The 17429-nt window shown below is 71.8% G+C and carries 15 protein-coding genes; 5 read left to right on the forward strand and 10 right to left on the reverse strand.

The features are described 5' to 3' along the window. Position 1 precedes the first annotated feature (1 nt). The 6 genes from ACFY6U_RS17980 to ACFY6U_RS18005 form a co-directional block, all read right to left on the reverse strand. Positions 2-1258: a MaoC family dehydratase N-terminal domain-containing protein gene (locus ACFY6U_RS17980; RefSeq protein WP_390039227.1), complete on the reverse strand. Its 1257-nt coding sequence runs from the start codon at positions 1256-1258 to the stop codon at positions 2-4. Continuing rightward, entirely contained in the window at positions 1255-2754 is a 1500-nt protein-coding gene (locus tag ACFY6U_RS17985) for a class I adenylate-forming enzyme family protein (protein WP_390039229.1), read from the reverse strand. The genes ACFY6U_RS17980 and ACFY6U_RS17985 overlap by 4 nt, the downstream gene beginning before the upstream one ends. Further along, positions 2741-3928: an acyl-CoA dehydrogenase family protein gene (locus tag ACFY6U_RS17990; RefSeq protein ID WP_390039718.1), complete on the reverse strand. Its 1188-nt coding sequence runs from the start codon at positions 3926-3928 to the stop codon at positions 2741-2743. Before ACFY6U_RS17990 ends, ACFY6U_RS17985 begins: the two co-directional genes overlap by 14 nt. An 80-nt stretch (positions 3929-4008) precedes the next feature. Continuing rightward, complete coding sequence (locus ACFY6U_RS17995; RefSeq protein WP_390039231.1) at positions 4009-4476, reverse strand: VOC family protein; 468 nt, start codon at positions 4474-4476, stop codon at positions 4009-4011. A 10-nt stretch (positions 4477-4486) separates the two neighbouring features. Further along, positions 4487-5689 carry a cytochrome P450 gene (locus tag ACFY6U_RS18000; protein ID WP_390039233.1) on the reverse strand — a complete coding sequence of 401 codons (1203 nt, stop codon included), beginning with the start codon at positions 5687-5689 and terminating at the stop codon, positions 4487-4489. Between the two features lie 89 nt (positions 5690-5778). Further along, on the reverse strand, positions 5779-7011 hold the full coding sequence (locus ACFY6U_RS18005) for a CaiB/BaiF CoA transferase family protein (protein ID WP_390039235.1): 1233 nt from the start codon (positions 7009-7011) through the stop codon (positions 5779-5781). Between the two features lie 114 nt (positions 7012-7125). Here ACFY6U_RS18005 and ACFY6U_RS18010 point away from each other — a divergent pair, with 114 nt between their 5' ends. Both ACFY6U_RS18010 and ACFY6U_RS18015 read left to right on the forward strand, forming a co-directional pair. Beyond that, positions 7126-8445 carry an acyl-CoA dehydrogenase family protein gene (locus tag ACFY6U_RS18010; RefSeq protein WP_390039237.1) on the forward strand — a complete coding sequence of 440 codons (1320 nt, stop codon included), beginning with the start codon at positions 7126-7128 and terminating at the stop codon, positions 8443-8445. Beyond that, positions 8442-9233 (forward strand): SDR family NAD(P)-dependent oxidoreductase, encoded by a 792-nt coding sequence (locus ACFY6U_RS18015; RefSeq protein WP_390039239.1) that lies wholly within the window; start codon positions 8442-8444, stop codon positions 9231-9233. The genes ACFY6U_RS18010 and ACFY6U_RS18015 overlap by 4 nt, the downstream gene beginning before the upstream one ends. 130 nt (positions 9234-9363) lie before the next feature. Here ACFY6U_RS18015 and ACFY6U_RS18020 read toward each other — a convergent pair whose 3' ends face one another. The 3 genes from ACFY6U_RS18020 to ACFY6U_RS18030 are packed head-to-tail and all read right to left on the reverse strand — an operon-like array spanning position 9364 to position 12238. Then, on the reverse strand, positions 9364-10389 hold the full coding sequence (locus ACFY6U_RS18020) for a phosphotransferase family protein (protein WP_390039241.1): 1026 nt from the start codon (positions 10387-10389) through the stop codon (positions 9364-9366). After that, positions 10386-11906, reverse strand: a complete 1521-nt coding sequence (locus ACFY6U_RS18025) for a class I adenylate-forming enzyme family protein (protein ID WP_390039243.1) — start codon at positions 11904-11906, stop codon at positions 10386-10388. The genes ACFY6U_RS18020 and ACFY6U_RS18025 overlap by 4 nt, the downstream gene beginning before the upstream one ends. Before the next feature lie 14 nt (positions 11907-11920). Continuing rightward, complete coding sequence (locus ACFY6U_RS18030; RefSeq protein WP_390039245.1) at positions 11921-12238, reverse strand: hypothetical protein; 318 nt, start codon at positions 12236-12238, stop codon at positions 11921-11923. A 102-nt stretch (positions 12239-12340) separates the two neighbouring features. Between ACFY6U_RS18030 and ACFY6U_RS18035 the strand changes: the two genes are divergently transcribed. Next, on the forward strand, positions 12341-13114 hold the full coding sequence (locus tag ACFY6U_RS18035; protein WP_390039247.1) for an enoyl-CoA hydratase/isomerase family protein: 774 nt from the start codon (positions 12341-12343) through the stop codon (positions 13112-13114). A 77-nt stretch (positions 13115-13191) separates the two neighbouring features. Then, positions 13192-14202: an LLM class flavin-dependent oxidoreductase gene (locus tag ACFY6U_RS18040; RefSeq protein WP_390039249.1), complete on the forward strand. Its 1011-nt coding sequence runs from the start codon at positions 13192-13194 to the stop codon at positions 14200-14202. A gap of 204 nt (positions 14203-14406) precedes the next feature. On the opposite strand, the gene ACFY6U_RS18045 is transcribed toward ACFY6U_RS18040, so the two are convergent. Further along, on the reverse strand, positions 14407-15684 hold the full coding sequence (locus tag ACFY6U_RS18045; protein WP_390039251.1) for an amidohydrolase family protein: 1278 nt from the start codon (positions 15682-15684) through the stop codon (positions 14407-14409). A 246-nt stretch (positions 15685-15930) separates the two neighbouring features. On the opposite strand from ACFY6U_RS18045, the gene ACFY6U_RS18050 reads away from it, so the two are divergent. Then, entirely contained in the window at positions 15931-17409 is a 1479-nt protein-coding gene (locus tag ACFY6U_RS18050) for an aldehyde dehydrogenase family protein (protein WP_390039253.1), read from the forward strand. The last annotated feature ends 20 nt before the right edge of the window (positions 17410-17429 follow it).

Below are 17429 nucleotides of genomic sequence, written 5' to 3' on the forward strand. Positions count from 1 at the left end.
CCTACCTCCTCGAATGCTCGCCGGTCACGGCGAATCGGGCCAGTTCATGGGCGACCATGCCGTCCAGGTCCGCCGCGGGCGGCGCGGGGAGTTCGACGGGCCGGTCGCGGGTGGGCAGCAGGACGACGGCCGTACCGGGGGTGGTGACCTCGCCCCGCTGGTTCTCGCAGCGCACCTCGACGTCGACCTCGGCGCGCCCGTCCGCCAGGCGTTTGCCGACGACCGTGCCGCGCACCCAGGTGGTGTCGCCGCGGTAGTTGAACCTGCGGTGCTCGCAGCGGAGTCTCCACAGCCAGCCGTCGTCGCCGATCCAGTCGGTGAGCAGGTGGCACAGCCAGGTCTCGCGCATGCCGCCGTAGTCGTAGGGGGCCGGCAGGCCCAGTTCCCGGGCCCGCTCGGGCTCCCAGTGCAGCCGCTGCACGGTGTCGGGGATGTTCAGCGGGTTGGGCGGGTAGAGGCCGGGCGCCTTGCGCCGGACCTTCGCCGCGATCCCGAACGCGCCGGGCGGGGTGAGCTGCATGCCCCAGCCCAGGTGCCAGACGACCACGTCGGTGGTGGTCAGCGGCCCCTTCACGCGGGGCTGGAGCTCCTCGCCGATCTCGACGTCCTCCCAGTACCGGGGCTCGGCGCCGCGCCGGGTCTCGGCCGCGTAGGCGGTGTCGATCGCGGCCAGTTCCTCGTCGGTGTAGGGCCGTTGGACGAGTCGTTCCTTGGCCCGCTGCTTCGAGGTGTGGCGCTCCGCGTTGATCCAGGTGCCCCGGCGCAGGGCGTGCATCTCACCGCGCCCGTTGGCGTAGAGGTAGTCGTTGACGACGTGGGCCGTGCGGCCGCCGAAGCGGCTGGGCTTGAGGTCGACGCCCACCTGGGTCTGCAGCACCCGGCAGCGGTCGCCCCGTCGCAGCGGGCGCCACCACTCGAACTCCATCACCGCCTGGTAGGAGCCGAGTCCGGCGAAGGGGTCGCCCTTGAGGAGCGCCTTGGTCCCGGGGTCGGGCGGCGGGGCGGCGTCCTCGCCCATCGTGTAGAGGAAGGTGGGCGGTGCGAGCAGGGTGCCCCAGCGGGTGCCGGCCGCGTACGCGGGGTGGCAGTACAGGGGGTTGTCGTCGCCGTAGCCGTAGGCGAAGTGGCGGACGGCGTCCCAGGTCACCTCGTAGTTGTGCGGGGGGTTGCGCTGGGGCCGGGGGATGCCTAGGCGGCGCCTGGAGCGTTCGACGGCCTCGTCGGTGAGCACGCCGAACCGCTCCTCGGTGTCCGTCATCGCTGTTCCTCCTTCGGTCCCAGCCGGTCCCGGACCAGGCCCAGCAGCTCCACCCGGCTGACCTTGCCCGAGGGGGTCCGGGGCAGTTCGGCGAGGACGACGACGTGTGCGGGCACCTCGTAGGGGGTGAGCCGGCCGCGGCAGAGGGCGGCGAGTTCGGCGGGGTCCGGTGCGGGCCGGTCCGGTTCGGCCTCGACCGCCGCGACCGGTACCTCGCCGAGCCGCACGTCCGGCAGTCCGGCCACGGCCGCCTCCCGTACGGCCGGGTGCGACTCCAGGACGCGGCGGACCGTGTCCGGCTGCACCTTGAAGCCGCCGCGGACGATCGCGTCGTCGGCGCGTCCCTCGATCCAGACGAACCGGTCGGCGTCGATCCGGGCGAGGTCGCTGGTGCGCGCCCACACCCGGCCGCCGTGCGTGCTCTGTTCGGTCCTGACCTCCAGGCGGCCCGTCCGGCCGACGGGCAGTTCCGCGCCGTCCTCGCCGGTCACCCGCAGCTCGACGCCGTCGAAGGCGCGCCCGGCGCTGCCCGCCTTCTGCCGCCACCACCGCTCGTGCAGCGGCAGCGTCCAGCCCGCGACGGCTCCGGCGAACTCGGTCGCCCCATAGGTCATCAGGACGGGCACGTCGTACGCGCGGAAGAACGCGTCGGCGAGTTCGGCCGGGCAGGGCGCGGTGCCGGAGGTGACGACCTGAAGGCTCGCCAGCCGTTCCTTCGGCACCTCGGCGTCGAGCACGGCGCGGATCGCGGCCGGCACCAGGCTCGCCGCGCGCAGCCCGTGCCGTTCCACCGCGCTCGTCCACGGTTCGACGGCGAACTTGGGCATCAGCAGCATGCGACGTCCGGTCGCGAGGCAGGCGAGCGCCCGCCACAGCCCTCCGATGTGCACGAGCGGGCTGGACACGAGCGAGGCCGACGTCGACAGCAGACGCTCCGCTTTCGGCGTCTGCCCGCCGGAGACGAGGGCCTGGTCGAGCTGGCCGATGCGCAGGTGGACGCGTTTCGGGGGGCCGGTGGTGCCGGAGGTGAGCATCTCCACGGCGACGCCGGGGTTGGCCGGGGCGTCGGCGGGAGCGGTGCCGCCGGCCGGCTTCACCGTGCCGTCCGGACCCAGTTCCAGCGCGGCGCCGTGGGCGGTCACCGCTTCCAACACGCCTGTGCGGGCCAGTGGTTCGGCGCCGCCGACGACGACGGGCAGCACGCAGCGGTCGACGTCGGACGCGAGCCGCTCGGCCGGCTGCAACGGGCTCAGCATGACCAGGCAGCGCCCGGAGGCGATCACCGCGGCGACCACGGCGACGTGCTCGGGCCGGTTCTCCAGTACGACGCCGACCCGGCCGCCGGGCGGCAGGCCCACCTCGTCCAGCAGCGCCATGACACCGCCCGCGGTCCTGCGGACCTGTCCCCAGGTCCACCACTCGCCGTCGTACTCGATCGCCTCGGCCTCGGCGGCGGCTTCGGCGAGCAGCCGGGACAGACGGTCACGGATTCCCACGTGCTCGGCCTTTCGTCGCCTCTGGCGCGGTGATTCCCACCAGCCCGGCCAGCCGCCGGCGGTGCGTCGCCGGGCTGCCGAGGAGCTGCTCGGACGACTTCGCGCGTTTCAGATGGAGGTGCGCGTCGTGCTCCCAGGTGTAGCCGATGCCTCCGTGGATCTGGATGTTCTCCTTGGCCGCGTGGGTGTAGGCGTCCGCGCAGCAGACGGCGGCGACCGCGGCGGCCGTGGACAGCGGCGACTCGCTCGACTCCCCCGGCCGCGGCAGGTCCGCCGCCGCGGACAGCGCGTGGTAGGCCGCCGAGCGTGCCGCCTCCACCTTCAGGAGCATGTCGGCGCACTTGTGCTTGACCGCCTGGAAGGAGCCGATGGGCCGGCCGAACTGCACCCGGACCTTGGCGTACGCCACGGCCGCGTCGAGACACGCCTGCGCGCCGCCGGCCTGCTCGGCGGCCAGCGCCACCACCGCGAGGTCGGTCACCCGGCGCAGGTACGCTGCGGCGTCCGCGGCCGCCGGGCCCACCGGCAGCGCCGGGGCGCCGTCGAGATCGATCCGCGCCAGGCGCCGGGTCGGGTCGAGCGTCTCCAGCCGGGTGCGGGTCACTCCGGGGGCCGTACCCTCCACGGCGAACAGCCGGGGGCCGGCGGCCGAGCGGGCGACGGTCAGGACGAGGTCGGCGCTGTGGCCGTCGACGACGAACATCTTCGTGCCCGACACCCGGTCGCCGGGACCGCGCCCGTCGGGTACGGCCTCGGCCCTCACGTCCTCGACGTGCCACGAGCCGTTCTCCTCGGCCAGTGCCAGCGTGCCGGTCAGCGAGCCGTCGGCGATACCCGGCAGCCAGCGTGCCTTGGCCGTCTCGTCGCCGGAGACCGCGAGGGCCTGGCCTGCCAGGGCCACGGTCGCGAAGTACGGGGAGGGCAGCAGGGCCCGGCCCAGTTCCTCCAGGACGAGGCCCAACTCGACGGGGCCGCCGCCGAAGCCGCCGTACTCCTCGGGCAACGCCAGCCCGAGCAGGCCGAGTTCGCCGGCCATCCGCCGCCAGAGCACCGGGTCGTGTCCGTCCGCGGACTCCATCGAGCGGCGCACGGCCTCGCTCGGCGCCTTGTCCGCCAGGAAGCGGCGCAGCGTCGCGCGGAGTTGCTCGTGCTCCTCGGTGAAGGTGGCTGACACGTCCTTCCCGTCCTCGGCCGCCGCTGCGGCCGGAGCCACAGCGGTCACGTCGGCCGTCGTGTCGGCGGTCACGTCGGCCCTCACCGGGGCGTCTTCGACCGCAGATAGGCGGCGAAGTCGGGAATCCGGGTGCGGTCCACGATCTCGATGCGGATGCCGGAGGGGGCCAGGTGGTAGGCGAAGACGGACGGTTCGCCGTCGACGACCGCGCAGGCCTCCAGGGCGAAGCCCGCCGCCGCCAGCCGTTTCGACGTCGTCGCCAGGTCGTCGCAGAAGTAGCCGAGATGGTGGGTGGCGATGTGTGCGGCGGCCGTCCACGGGGTGCCGGGGATCGCCTGGACGAGCTCGATGTGCGGAGCGTCCAGGGAGTAGGTGTAGCGGAGGTTCAGCAACCGGTCGCCGTCCGACAGCCGCACCGGCAGCTCCGCCGACATGGTCTCGGTCCACCGGTACCCGGCGGCCTCCGTCATCCGGGCCTTCCAGGCGTCCACGTCGTCGACGACGATCCCGGTGTGGTACAGGTCCGCCGCGTGCAGGGGATGTGTCATGGCCGGCGCCTCACCACTCCAGCCGCAGCGACTTGATGCCGTACATGTTGCCGTGCTGCCACAGCTCCTGGCCGGGGGCGACCCGGTAGTCGGGGATGCGCCGGTGCCACTCCTCGACCGCCACGTTGAGTTCGAGGCGGGCGAGGTGCGAGCCCAGGCAGCGGTGCGGGCCGGAGCCGAACGCGATGTGGTTGGTGGCCTTGCGGTGCAGGTCCACCTCCAGCGGGTGCTCGTACCGCTCGGGGTCGCGGTTGGTGACCGCGAGCGGGAGCATCACCATCTCGCCCGCCCTGACCGGGCAGCCCCCGATCTCGACGTCCTGGGTCGCCTTGCGCGCCGGGACGACGAAGGAGTAGACGCGCAGGATCTCCTCGACTCCGGTCGGGATCAGCGAGGGATCGGCGAGGATCGCGGCGCGCTGCTCCGGGTGCGTGGCGAAGTGGTACAGCGCCCAGCCGATCGAGATGGGCACGGTGTCGAAGCCGGCCTGGAACATCAGGACGCAGAAGGCGTGCATGTCCCGGTCGTTGATCGGTTCGCCGTCGATGGTCCAGGTCATGGCGTGCGAGAGCAGGTCGTCCAGGGGCGTTCTGCGGCGCAGCGCGATCTGTTCCTCGAAGTACGCCGACACCTCCCGCATGGCGGTCAGCTGCCGGGCGCCGCCCGGGTCCTCGGCGTGCGAGAGGTGCAGCAGTTCGCGGGTCCAGGCGAGGAACGTGGGAAGGTCGTCCTCCGGCAGGCCCATCATGCGCATGAAGATCAGGGTCGGGAAGCGGCGCGCGAACTCGTCGAGCACGTCGGCGCCGTCGCGGTCCTTGAGCGCGTCGATCAGCTCCGCCGCGGTCCGGCGGGCCTCCGGTTCTCGGGCGGCCACGGCGCCCGGGGAGAAGTAGCGGCCGAGCAGGCGCCGCCACACGCTGTGCGTGGGCGGATCCAGCATCTCGGGTATCCACAGGAACTTCGGGTCCGGTTCCAGCGCCGTCACCGACTTGCTGGAGAAGGTCCGCCAGTCCTGGAGCGCCTGCTGCACGGCCGGCCCGTCGGTGACGACCCAGAAGCCGCGCGCGACGGTGCTGCGGAACCCGTCGTGGGTGCCGGCCATCTCGTCCCAGCGCTCCTGGTGGCTGAGGACCGGCCCGCCGAGCCGGTTGTCGAAGTGGTAGGCGGGCGTGCCCTCGTACGTTCCCTCGGACTCGTCGAGTTTCGTCCGCATCACGGCTCCTTTCGTCGTACGTCCGGTCACGTCTCGTCGTCCGGTCACGTCTCGTCGCCTGGTCGTCTCGCCGTCTGGCCGTACGTCCGTCAGGTCGCCGCGCCGTCGATCTTGAGCGCGATCAGCTCGTCGGCACTGAAGCCGAGCGAGCGCAGCACCTCGTCCGTGTGTTCCGCGAACTGCGGTGCCCGGGTGAGGGTGGCCGGGGTCTCGTCGAACTGCACGGGGCAGGCGACCAGTTCGCGGTCGACGCCGTCGGCGTCCACGACGGGGGCGATGAGGCCGTTGGCCCGCAGGGCCGGATCCTGGCCCACCTCCCAGGCGTTCTGCACGGCCGACCACTGCCCCTCGCCCCGGGAGAGGATCTCCACCCACTCCGGGTAGGGGCGGGAGGCTATGAGACCGGCGACGATCTCGGCGGCCTCGGCCGCGTTCGCCATCAGCTTCTCGGTGCTGTCGAACCGCTCGTCGCCGCCCAGCTCCTCGCGGCCGGCCAGCTTGCAGAACTCGGCCCAGTAGCGGCCCGGTTGCAGCATCGACAGTTCGATCCAGCGGCCGTCGGCGGTGCGGTAGGCGCCGATGAGCGGGTTGGTGGCCGAGCCGTACCGGGGCTGGGTCCGCACCGGGAGCGGGCCGCCGGTCAGCAGCGCGAGGTTGACGGTGAACTGGGTCGCCCAGGCGCCGACGCCGATCAGGGACACGTCCACGACGGACGGTTCGCCGGTGGTGGCCCGGGAGTACAGCGCGGCGGCGATGCCGCCGGCGATGGTCATGCCACCCATCGAGTCGCCGTACGCGCCGGCCGGCATCCGGGTCATGCGGTCGGCGCCTGGCGGGGTGACACCGGCGGCGCTGCCGCCGCGCGCCCAGAAGGCGGTGCTGTCGTAGCCGCCCTTGCCGGCCTCTTCCCCGCGGGCGCCGAAGCCGCTGCCCCGGACGTAGATGATGTCGGGGTTGATCGCCCGGACGTCCTCCACTTCGATCCGCAGCTTCTTGCGGGCCTCCGGCAGGAAGTTGGTGAGGAACACGTCGCTGGACCGGATCAGTTCCTCCAGCGCGGGCCGCGCCGAGGGCTTCTCCAGGGCGAGGCCGACGCTGCGTTTCCCGCGGTTGGGCCCCTCCATGATCGGGAAGAACGAGGAACCCTCGCTGGCCGCCTCGTACCCGAGCACCCGCACCAGCCCGCGCTGGGCGTCGCCGCGTTCGGCGTGCTCGATCTTGATCACGTCGGCACCCCAGTCGGCCAGCACGGCACCCGCCGCCGGGACGAAGGTGAACTGCGCGACTTCGAGCACCCGCACGCCCTCCATCGGCCTCTGCATCCGACTCGACCTCCCGACCTCACTTACGCGCATACCTGCTATTGCGCATACCCAATCGACCCCTTGCGGCTCCGAGTATGGACCGGGGCCGCCAAAAAGTATACTGTTTTCGCCATGCTGGATTTCACGATCGAACCTGACTTCCAGGCCAAGCTCGACTGGGCGACCGCCTTCGTGCGCGAGGAGGTCGAGCCGCTCGACCTCCTGTTCCCGCACGGCGGTGACCCGTACGACACCGGCAACGAGAAGGCCCGCGCGATCCTCAGGCCGTTGCAGGAGCAGGTCCGCAAGCAGGGTCTGTGGGCCTGCCACCTCGGCCCCGAACTGGGCGGGCCCGGCTACGGCCAGGTGAAGCTCGCCCTGCTCAACGAGGTCCTCGGCCGCTCCTACTGGGCGCCGACGGTCTTCGGCACCGCCGCGCCGGACACCGGGAACGCCGAGATCCTGGCGATGTTCGGCACCGAGGAGCAGAAGGCCGAGTATCTGCGGCCGCTGCTGGACGGCGAGATCGTCTCGACCTTCTCGATGACCGAGCCGCAGGCGGGCGCCGACCCCAAGGAGTTCACCTGCCGCGCCTGGCGGGACGGCGACCAGTGGGTGATCGACGGGGAGAAGTGGTTCTCCTCCAACGCCCGGTACGCGGCCTTCCTCATCGCCATGGCCGTCACCGACCCGGACGCGCCCCCGCACCAGCGCATGTCGATGTTCATCGTGCCGTCACGGACGCCCGGCATCGAGATCAAGCGCAACGTCGGCACCATGGACGAGCGGGAGAACCTCGACGAGGGCATCCACGCCTACATCCGTTACCACCAGGTACGCGTCCCGCTGGACGCCATGCTCGGCGCCCCCGGCGAGGGCTTCGAGGTCGCACAGGCCCGGCTCGGCGGCGGCCGGGTGCACCACGCGATGCGTACGGTGGGCAAGTGCGCGCGCGCCTTCGACATGATGTGCGAGCGCGCGCTGTCCCGCCGTACGCAGGGGACCCTGCTCGCCGACAAGCAGGCGGTGCAGCAGTTCATCGCGGACTCCTGGGTGGAGTTGCAGCAGTTCCGGCTCCTCGTGCTGCACACCGCCTGGATCATCGACACCCAGCCCCACGGCGCCGCCCGCACCCAGATCGCGATGTGCAAGGTGCAGACGGCGAAGGTGCTGCACGACATCGTCCAGCGGGCGGTCCATCTGCACGGCTCGCTCGGCACCACCGGTGAACTCCCGCTCGCCAAGTGGTGGATGGCCGCGCCCAACCTCGCTCTCGCCGACGGCCCGACCGAGGTGCACCGCACCACCATCGCCAAGCAGCTCCTCAGGAACTACACGCCGGCCGAGGGCCTGTTCCCGAGCGAGCACATCCCGCCGAAGCTGGAGGCGGCCCGCAAGCGGTACGCCCACATCATCGAGGACGACGCTCTCAGCGGCCGGGTGGACGGATGAGCGGCGAGCGCGACGCGGGCGGTCGGGACGCCAAGTCCATCGCCCCGGCCGACCTGTTCGACCTGTCCGGCAAGGTCGCGCTCGTCACCGGCGGAAGCCGGGGGCTGGGCCGGGAGATGGTGCGGGCCTTCGCCACCGCGGGCGCGGACGTGGTGGTCGCGAGCCGCAAGCTCGACGCGTGCGAGACGGTCGCGGCGGAGGTCCGCGAGCTGGGCCGGCGCGCGCTGCCGGTCGCCGCGCACGTGGGCCGCTGGGAGGACCTCGGCCGGCTCGCGGACCTCGCGTACGAGGAGTTCGGTCACGTCGACGTCCTCGTCAACAACGCCGGGATGTCCCCGCTGGCCCCCTCCTCCGCGGAGACCAGCGAGGAGCTCTTCGACAAGGTGATCGGCGTCAACTTCAAGGGCCCGTTCCGGCTCGCCTCGCTGGTCGGGCGGCGGATGGCCGAGGGCGACGGCGGTTCGATCGTCAACATCTCCTCGTCGGGCGCGCTGTTCCCCCAGCCGCGGTTCGGCCCGTATGCCGGTGCCAAGGCCGCGCTCAACGCGCTGACCACGGTCTTCGCCCTGGAGTACGGTCCGACGGTACGTGTCAACACGATCTCCGCGGGCCCGTTCCTGACGGACATCTCCAAGGCGTGGACGGAGGAGAAGAGGCAGAGCACGCGCAGCGCGGTGGGCCGGCCGGGACGGCCGGAGGAGATCATCAGCACGGCGCTGTATCTGGCGAGCGAGGCGTCGAGTTACACGACGGCGTCGGTCATCCGGGTGGATGGCGGGTTGTACTGAACAGTGCGGGTGCGTGGGGGCTGGTCGCGCAGTTCCCCGCGCCCCTGAAAGCAGGGGCTGCGATCGCGCCCCGTTTTTGGGGGCGCGGGGAACTGCGCGAGCAACCACGACGCGCCCGCAGCCGAAGCACTCAGCCGAGCAACCCCATTGCTTCGTCCAACAACACCGGCAACGCCGGTGCCATCCGCCGATGCATGTCGGTCAACCGCCCCGCCTTCCGCCCCCGTTTGATCAGCAGCGCCGTCGCCGCCGCCTCCTTGTACTTCGTCAGCGCCTCGAACCACGCCATGTCACGCAGCGGTTCGCCACGCGCCTCCTGGTACGCGTCGATCAGCTCGGCCTTGCCGGGCATCCCGGTCGGCTCCTCGGAGACGGACGCCGGGTGATGTGCCTCGTCCGTGAAGAAGGTCAGCCAGGTGATGTCGACCCGGGGGTCGCCGAGCGACCAGATCTCCCAGTCGATGACCGCGTTGACCGAGTCGGCGTCGCACAGTGCGTTGCCGAGCCGGTAGTCGCCGTGGATGAACACCGGCATCATCGCGGCGGGCACGGTGGCCCGCAGGCGTGCCTCGACCGCCTCGCAACCGGCGCGCAGGTCCTCGGGGACGGTGGTGAACGCCCGTGCCCAGCGGTCGATCTCGGCGGCGGGCGTGACGACGGGCTCCACGGCCAGCGCGGTGCGCTTGGGGTCCACGCGGTGCAGGTGGGCGAGCATCCGGGCGGCGTCGAGCGCACGGGCCCGCACCTGCCCGGCGGGCACGGTTCCGCGGGGCACGAGCACCGGCTCCACGCACTGTCCGGGCACCAGCTCCATGGCCACGAACGGCTGCTGGGCCGTGGGAGCGCCCTTGCCGGAGAACAGCACCTTCGGCACCCGGACACCGGGCACCCCGGCCAGCACCTGCATGAGCCGCGCCTGGCGCAGGACGTCCCGGTTGCGGACCGGTTCCAGGCCGGGCGGGGCCACCTTGAGGACGACGCGCTCGTGGCCGGCGGGGGCACCGGCCAGTACGGCCACGTACGTGAGGCTCGACGTGCCGCCGGCGAGCGGTTCGACCGACTCCACCGTGGCCTCGGGTGCCCAGTCGCGCAGGGCGACGGCCGTCCGCCGCGTCAGCTCCGCGGTCAGGTCCGCGCTGTCGGCGACGACGCTCATGCGCCGGCCCCCGTCCGGTCCCCGGCGGTGAGCGCCCGGACGATGTCGCGGCGGATCAGTTTGCCGGTCGGAGTGCGGGGCAGTTCCGGCCAGCGGGTGATGCGCTCCGGCGTCTTCGAGCCGCGCAGCGTGCCGCGCACCTCGGCCCGCAGGACCTCCGGGTCGACGCTCACGCCGTCGCGCAGGACGACCACCGCCTCGATGCGCTGGCCCCACTCCTCGTCGGGGACGCCGACGACCACCGCGTCGAGCACGTCCGGGTGGCCGAGCAGGACGTCCTCGATCTCGGCGGGCGCGATGTTCTCGGCGCCGCGGATGATCGTGTCGTCGGCCCGGCCCTCCAGGTGGAGGTAGCCGTCGTGGTCGAGGCGGCCCCGGTCGCGAGTGTGGAAGAAGCCCCGCTCGTCGACGGCGGAGCCCCCTCCCGCGTACTCCCCCGACACCTGCTCGCCGCGTACCCAGATCTGCCCGGTCCCGCCGGGGGCCACCACCGCGCCGGACACGTCGCGGACCTCCAGTTCGACACCCGGCACCGGCAGCCCCGCCGAGCCGAGCCGGGCCCGAACCGCGGGATCCTCGCTCGCGACGGCCGTACGGTGCTCCTGCGGGCCCAGCACGGTGATGGTGGAGGAGGTCTCGGTGAGCCCGTAGGCGTTCACGAAGTCCACGTGCGGCCAGGCCCGCAGCGCGGTCTCGACGACCCGGACCGGCATCCGGGCCCCGCCGTAGGCGAGCGTGCGCAGCGAGGGCACCGAGCGGTCGAGCCCGTCCGTGTCCATGATGCGGGCGAGCATCGTCGGTACGACCATCGCGTTGGTGATCCGCTGCTCCCGTACGACGTCGAGCCAGCCGTCCGGGGTGAACTGCTCCAGGGTGAGGGCACGACGCCCGGCGTACAGGTTGGTCAGCACGTTCGACACGGCGGCGATGTGGTATGGCGGAACGCTCACCAGCGCGGCCTCGTCGGGGTCGGCCGCGGCGAACTCCACCGTGCACAGGACGTAGGAGACCAGATTGTGGTGGCGCAGTACCACGCCCTTCGGCTCGGCGGTCGTGCCGCTCGTGTAGATGAGGACGGCGGGGGCCTCGGGAACCGCCTGGCCGTCGTCGGCTCCGCCCGGCGCGTCGGCGTGCTCCGCGGCCTGGGCGAGCCACTCGGCGGGGCTGCGGACCGGCAGTCCCGCGCGGCGCAGCGCCGCGCCGTGGGCCGGGTCGGCGATGCCCAGTGCACGGGGGTGGTTGGCCAGCAGGGCGTCCAGCTGGGCGTCGCCCAGGCGGTAGTTGACCGGTACCAGGGGTACTCCGGCGCGGGCGGCCGCGAACAGCGCGGCGGGGAGGGCCGGACCGTTCACCGCGAGGTACACGATCGCGTCGGCCTCGGCGTCGCGGATCGACCTCGCCCCGCCGGCGGCGAGTTCACGCAGCCGCGCGGCGGTCAGGCCGTCGTCCGTGCGCCCTATGACGACCCGGTCACCGAAACCCTCGGCGGCCATGTCCAGGAGCATCGACACGTTCACGGACCGCCCGCCCCTCAGTCCGAGGCCGGGAGCGGCTTGGCGGTCTTCATCGGCAGCGGGACGCCGTTGACCGTCAGCGTGCCGGGTCCCGGCTTGGTGCACAGCAGTTCCACGCCCAGCTCGTCGTCGGCGTACCGCTTCCCGAGCAGTGAACCGCCCGTCAGGCCCGGGTCGGCCGTACCGGTGGCGGCGGATCCCGCCCCGTTCCCGTTGCCCTCGACCATGGCGGCTCCGCCGCAGCCGATCTCCAGTTCCTCGTCCGGGCACCGCACGACGATCACCGCCGTCGTGTCGACCGTACTGGCGAGCATCTGCCCCACGCGTGGCCTCATCGCAGTGTCCTCCGCGGCTCTCGTGGCGCCGAACATGCGGCACCGAGTAACCAGAGAAAAGTATACTACTTTCCTCGATCGCGTCGAGAACGGAGCTGCCGGATGGAACTAGAGACCGTCCTGTTCGAGGTGACCGACCACGTCGCCACCGTCACCCTCAACAGGCCCGAGGCGATGAACGGCTTCAACCAGCGGATGCTGGAGGAGTTCACCTTCCTCTGGGACACCGTCAGGAACGACGACGACGTGCGCGTCGTCGTGCTGCGCGGGGCGGGTGACCGGGCGTTCTGCACGGGGATGGACGTGAAGGAGGGCATCGACCGCCACCCCAACGTCTGGTCGCAGACCGATCCCGGCGAGTACCTCTCGCCGAAGCTGAACCAGGTGTGGAAACCCCTGGTCTGCGCGGTGCACGGGATGGCCGCGGGGGGTGCCTTCTACTGGCTGAACGAGGCCGACATCCTGATCTGTTCGGAGGACGCCACGTTCTTCGACCCGCATGTCAGCTACGGGCTCACGGCAGCCCTCGAACCCATCGGGCTGGCCCGGCGCGTCCCCCTCGGCGAGGCGCTGCGCATCGCCCTGCTCGGTCTGGACGAGCGCGTGTCAGCGGCCCGCGCGCTGCAGATCGGCCTGGTCAGCGAGGTGCTGCCGCGCGAGGACCTGTGGGACCGGGCCGACGGCATCGCCCGCATCATCGCCGCGAAGCCGCCGGCCGCCGTCCAGGGCACGGTCCGTGCGATCTGGGAGTCCCTCGACTCCACCCGCACCCAGGCGCTGCGCACCGGCCTGTCCTACACGCAGCTCGGGAACCCGATCGGGAAGGCCGAGATCGACCGCGCGGCGGTGCCCCGGGGGAGGTGGACACTGCGCTGACGACTTCCCGCCCACACCCAAATAAGTGTACTTTTTTCAAGAGAACGCCGTTACGAGGTGACCAACGGGAGGCTGTCATGCGGTTCGGTATGCCCTGGCCCGGCCGGGACGTCGGACGGGAGGCCGAGCAGGCCGGCGCCGAGGCCTTCTGCGCAGGAGAGTTCGCCGACCACGACTCCTACCTCACCGTGGCCGACATCGTGGCGAACACCGAGCGCGCGATGGCGGGGCCCGCCATCGCCTACGCCTTCGCCCGCACCCCCTACGCCCACGCCACCGCCCTGCGACACCTGCACGCCCAGGCGCCGGGCCGGCTGTTCCTCGGGCTGGGCAGCGCGGCGTTCCGGATCAACAGGGACTGGCTGGGCGTGCCCGCGGAACGGCCGGTGACCCGGATCGCCGAGACCGTGGGTGCCGTAGTGGCCTGGCTGCACGCGGAGAACGGCGAGCGGGTCCGGTACGCCGGTGAGTTCTACGACCTCGACGCCGACGTCCGGGCCCCCGTGCTCGGCCGGCTGGACATCCCCGTCCTGCTCGCGGCGTTCAACTCCCGGATGGCCGTCACCGCCGGCCGGGTCGCCGACGGCGTCGTCGGGCACGGGCTGTTCACCGGCTCCTGGTGGAACGAGGTCATACGGCCCGCGGTGGCCCGGGGTGCGGACGAACACGACCCGGCCGGCACGCGTCCGCTCGAACACGGCTGGATCATCACGGCGGTCGACGACCACGCGCCCGAACGCGCGATCGCCGACGCCCGGCGCATGATCGCCTTCTACCTCACGGTCCGGACGTACGACCCCTTCGTCGCCCACCACGGCTGGGAGGAGCCCGTCGCCCGGCTGCGCGACGCCTTCCGGGCCGGTGACACCGAAACCATGGCCCGGGCGGTCACCGACGAGATGCTCACCGAGATCGCCGTCTGCGGCACGACCGCCGACGCGAAGGAGACGCTGAGCCGCCGCGTCGGCTCGCTCCCCCGCGACATCGGCTTCTTCGCCCCACCGAGCTTCATGGTGAGCCGCGGCCGCCGTGCCGCGTACGCCCGAGCCGGGCTGGCCCTGATCGGCGCGCTGCCGGATGCGGTCTGAGCGGCGAGCGGTAGCGCGGGTCCGAGAAGTGCGTCTGCGGGTCGGTGAGGGCTGGCCGCGCAGTTGCCCGCACTCCTGATTCGGCCCCCCCTGGGCGTGGCTCGAGGGGCGCCGCACCACCGATCCGCCGCTTCCGGCCACGCACCGCGGCAGCGCGTCCGCCCCGGGACGGGGCGCTCCTCCGGGCGGACGCGAGCCGGGCGCTCAGGCCTGCTCGGGGACCGGGGCGAGCTTACGGCTGGTGTCGAAGCCGACGACCTTCGCGAGGGTGCCCCCGAGGATGGCGGCGCGGTCCTCGTCGCCCACCCCCTCGAAGTTCTCCGCGACACACTCCTCACTGCTGCGGAACGTGCCCTCGGCATGCGGGTAGTCGTTGCCCCACATCACCGTCGACAGGCCCGTGATGTGGCGGGCCTTGACGGCCGTGGGATCGTCGGCGAACTGGACGTGGATCTGCCGGCGGACGTACTCGGTCGGCTTGAGCGGGTACGGCCACTTGTCGTTCACCGCGAACAGGCGCCCCATGGAGGGCTGCTCCTTCGGACCGCGGCTGTCGTCCCAGAAACCGAGCCACCAGTCAGGGTCCTGACCCGTGCCCGTCTTCCACGCCTTGTCCATGTACCCCATGAAGGAGACCAGCCAGCCGGCCGTGTACTCGATCAGGTTGAAGTGCAGGTCCGGGAAACGCTCGCACACCCCGCCGCCGACGAGGCTGGCGATGATGCCCTGCGGGCCGGCCACGGCCGAGCCGACGGCGCTGCCCATGGTCCGGCCGGCCACCATGTCGTCGGTCAGGTTTCCCTTGCCCATGTTCATGGCCGTCATCAGGCCGCGGACGGTGAGCGCGGTCTCGGACACCTGCTCCTTGACCCGCACTCCGCCGGTCGCCACGTGGATGAACACCGGCAGCCCGTGCGCCTGGGCGGCCGCCCACACCGGGTCGAACTCGCGTGCGTAGTACGGCAACGGCGGGATCTCCGGCAGGAGGATCGCGCCGATCCCGAGGCGCGCGACCCGCTCGATCTCCGCGACCGCCGCGGGGACGTCCGTGAGCGGGATCGCCGCCGTCGGCCGCAGCCGGTCCTTGTACGGCAGATACCGCTCGGCCAGATAGTCGTTCCACACCCGCGCGTGGGCCATGGAGAGTTCGTGGTCGTCCGTGAACAGGACGAACAGCGAGAGGTTCGGGAACATCACCGAGGCGTCGACGCCGTCGAAGTTCATGTCCCGGAGGATGTGTTCCGGGTCGCCGTCCGGGGTCTCCCCGCCGGTCTGCCGGTACTTGGAGATGGTCCAGCCGTCGAAGCCGATGGTGTGCAGCTTCTTGAACTCGGTGTGCCCGCCCTCGACGATCGGCTCGTCGAGGGTGAACTCCTCTTCCCACAGGGCACGGTCACGCAGGTGCCTGGGCAGCCGGGTCTTGAAGAGATCGACCGGCTCGATGATGTGCGAGTCGCCGGAGACGACAAATTCCTTGAACACAGGCGGTACCTCTTTCGAACCTCGTCGTTCGTCGCAGAAATCCAACCCGCTGGTGTTGCCGAAGTTAGCTGTACCGATCGGTCTAGTCAATGATTCAGCATACGGAATGAGCAGGCAGTTCCCGCCGCGAAACCTGACGCCTTGCTGACACGGGGAACATGGCGCACACCCTTCTCATGATGCACCAATTAAGTACACTCAACTTGAACAGGCTCGGGTATCACCGCAGGCGAGCAGGAGACGGACATGACGACGGCGTACGCGTTCTCCGCGCAGCTCTACATCGACGGGCGGCGTACCGGCGGCCGGTCGGACACGCCGGTCTCCGTCCGCAACCCGGCGACGGAGGAGACGATCGCCGAGGTCCCCGGCTCCTCGCCGGCCGACGTCGACGAGGCCGTGCAGGCGGCCCGGCGCGCCTTCGACGAGGGACCGTGGCCACGGATGCGGCCGCTGGAACGGGCCGGCGTCCTGCTACGGATGGCGGAGGAGATGGAGCGTCGGCTGCCCGAACTCGTCGCCGTCAACATGGCGGAGGCGGGCTCGGTCCGGGGCCTGGCGGAGACCCTTCAGACCCGCGTGCCGGTGGCACATCTGCGGGACATGGCCGAGCGGGTGATCCCCAGGTTCGACTGGGAGCGCCCGATGGACCCCACGATCGCGCCCGGCATCGGCGTCTCCCAAGGGGTGCTGCGCCGCGAGGCGTTCGGGGTGTGTGCGCTGGTCTCCGCCTACAACTTCCCGTTCTTCCTCAGCATGATGAAGGTGATCCCGGCACTCGCGGCCGGCTGCACCGCCGTGCTGAAGCCGGCGCCCGCCACGCCCCTGGAGTCCCTGCTGATCGGTGACTTCGCGGACGCCGCGGGGCTGCCGCCGGGTGTGCTGAACATCGTGACCGGCGACGCGGCGGCGGGCCGGGCGCTGACCACCCATCCCATGGTGGACCTGGTGAGCTTCACCGGCTCCGACACGGTCGGCCGCACGGTCTACGCCCAGGCCGCCGCCTCGCTGAAGAAGGTCGTCCTCGAACTCGGGGGCAAGTCGGCGAACATCGTCCGCGCGGACGGCGATCTCGACGGGGCGGTCCGCGCCGCGTTCACGGGCATCACCGCCCATGCCGGACAGGGCTGCTCCCTGCTGACCCGCACGCTGGTCCACGAGTCCGTCCACGACGAACTGGTGGCCCGGCTGACCGCGGCCCTCGCGCGGGTGAAGGTCGGCGATCCGGCCGACCCGGCCACCACCATGGGCCCGCTGATCAGCGAGGCCCAGCGGGGCAAGGTCGAGAAGCTGATCCGCGCCGGCGAGGAAGAGGGGGCCCGACTCGTCTGCGGCGGCGGCCGGCCCCCCGGTCTCCGGCGCGGCTACTTCGTCGAACCCACGCTCTTCGCCGACGTCGACAACTCCATGACCGTCGCACGCACGGAGTTCTTCGGCCCGGTCGGCGTCGTCATTCCGTTCGCGGACGACGAGGAGGCGGTGCGGATCGCCAACGACAGTCCCTACGGTCTCGCCGGCGCTGTGTGGAGCGCCGACACCGTGGCCGCGTACGAGATGGCGTCCCGTATCCGGACCGGCGCGGTCGCCATCAACGCGAGCAGCGCCGGAGTGATACCCCGGGCCGCTTTCGGCGGCTACAAGCAGAGCGGACTCGGCCGGGAGTGGGGCGAGTTCGGCCTGGACGAGTACCTGCAGACGAAGACGGTCAGCTGGGCGGCACGCTGAGGCACGTGCCGCCCGGCCGC

It is taken from the genome of Streptomyces sp. NPDC013157 (assembly GCF_042899865.1).
Classification (GTDB): Bacteria; Actinomycetota; Actinomycetes; order Streptomycetales; family Streptomycetaceae; genus Streptomyces.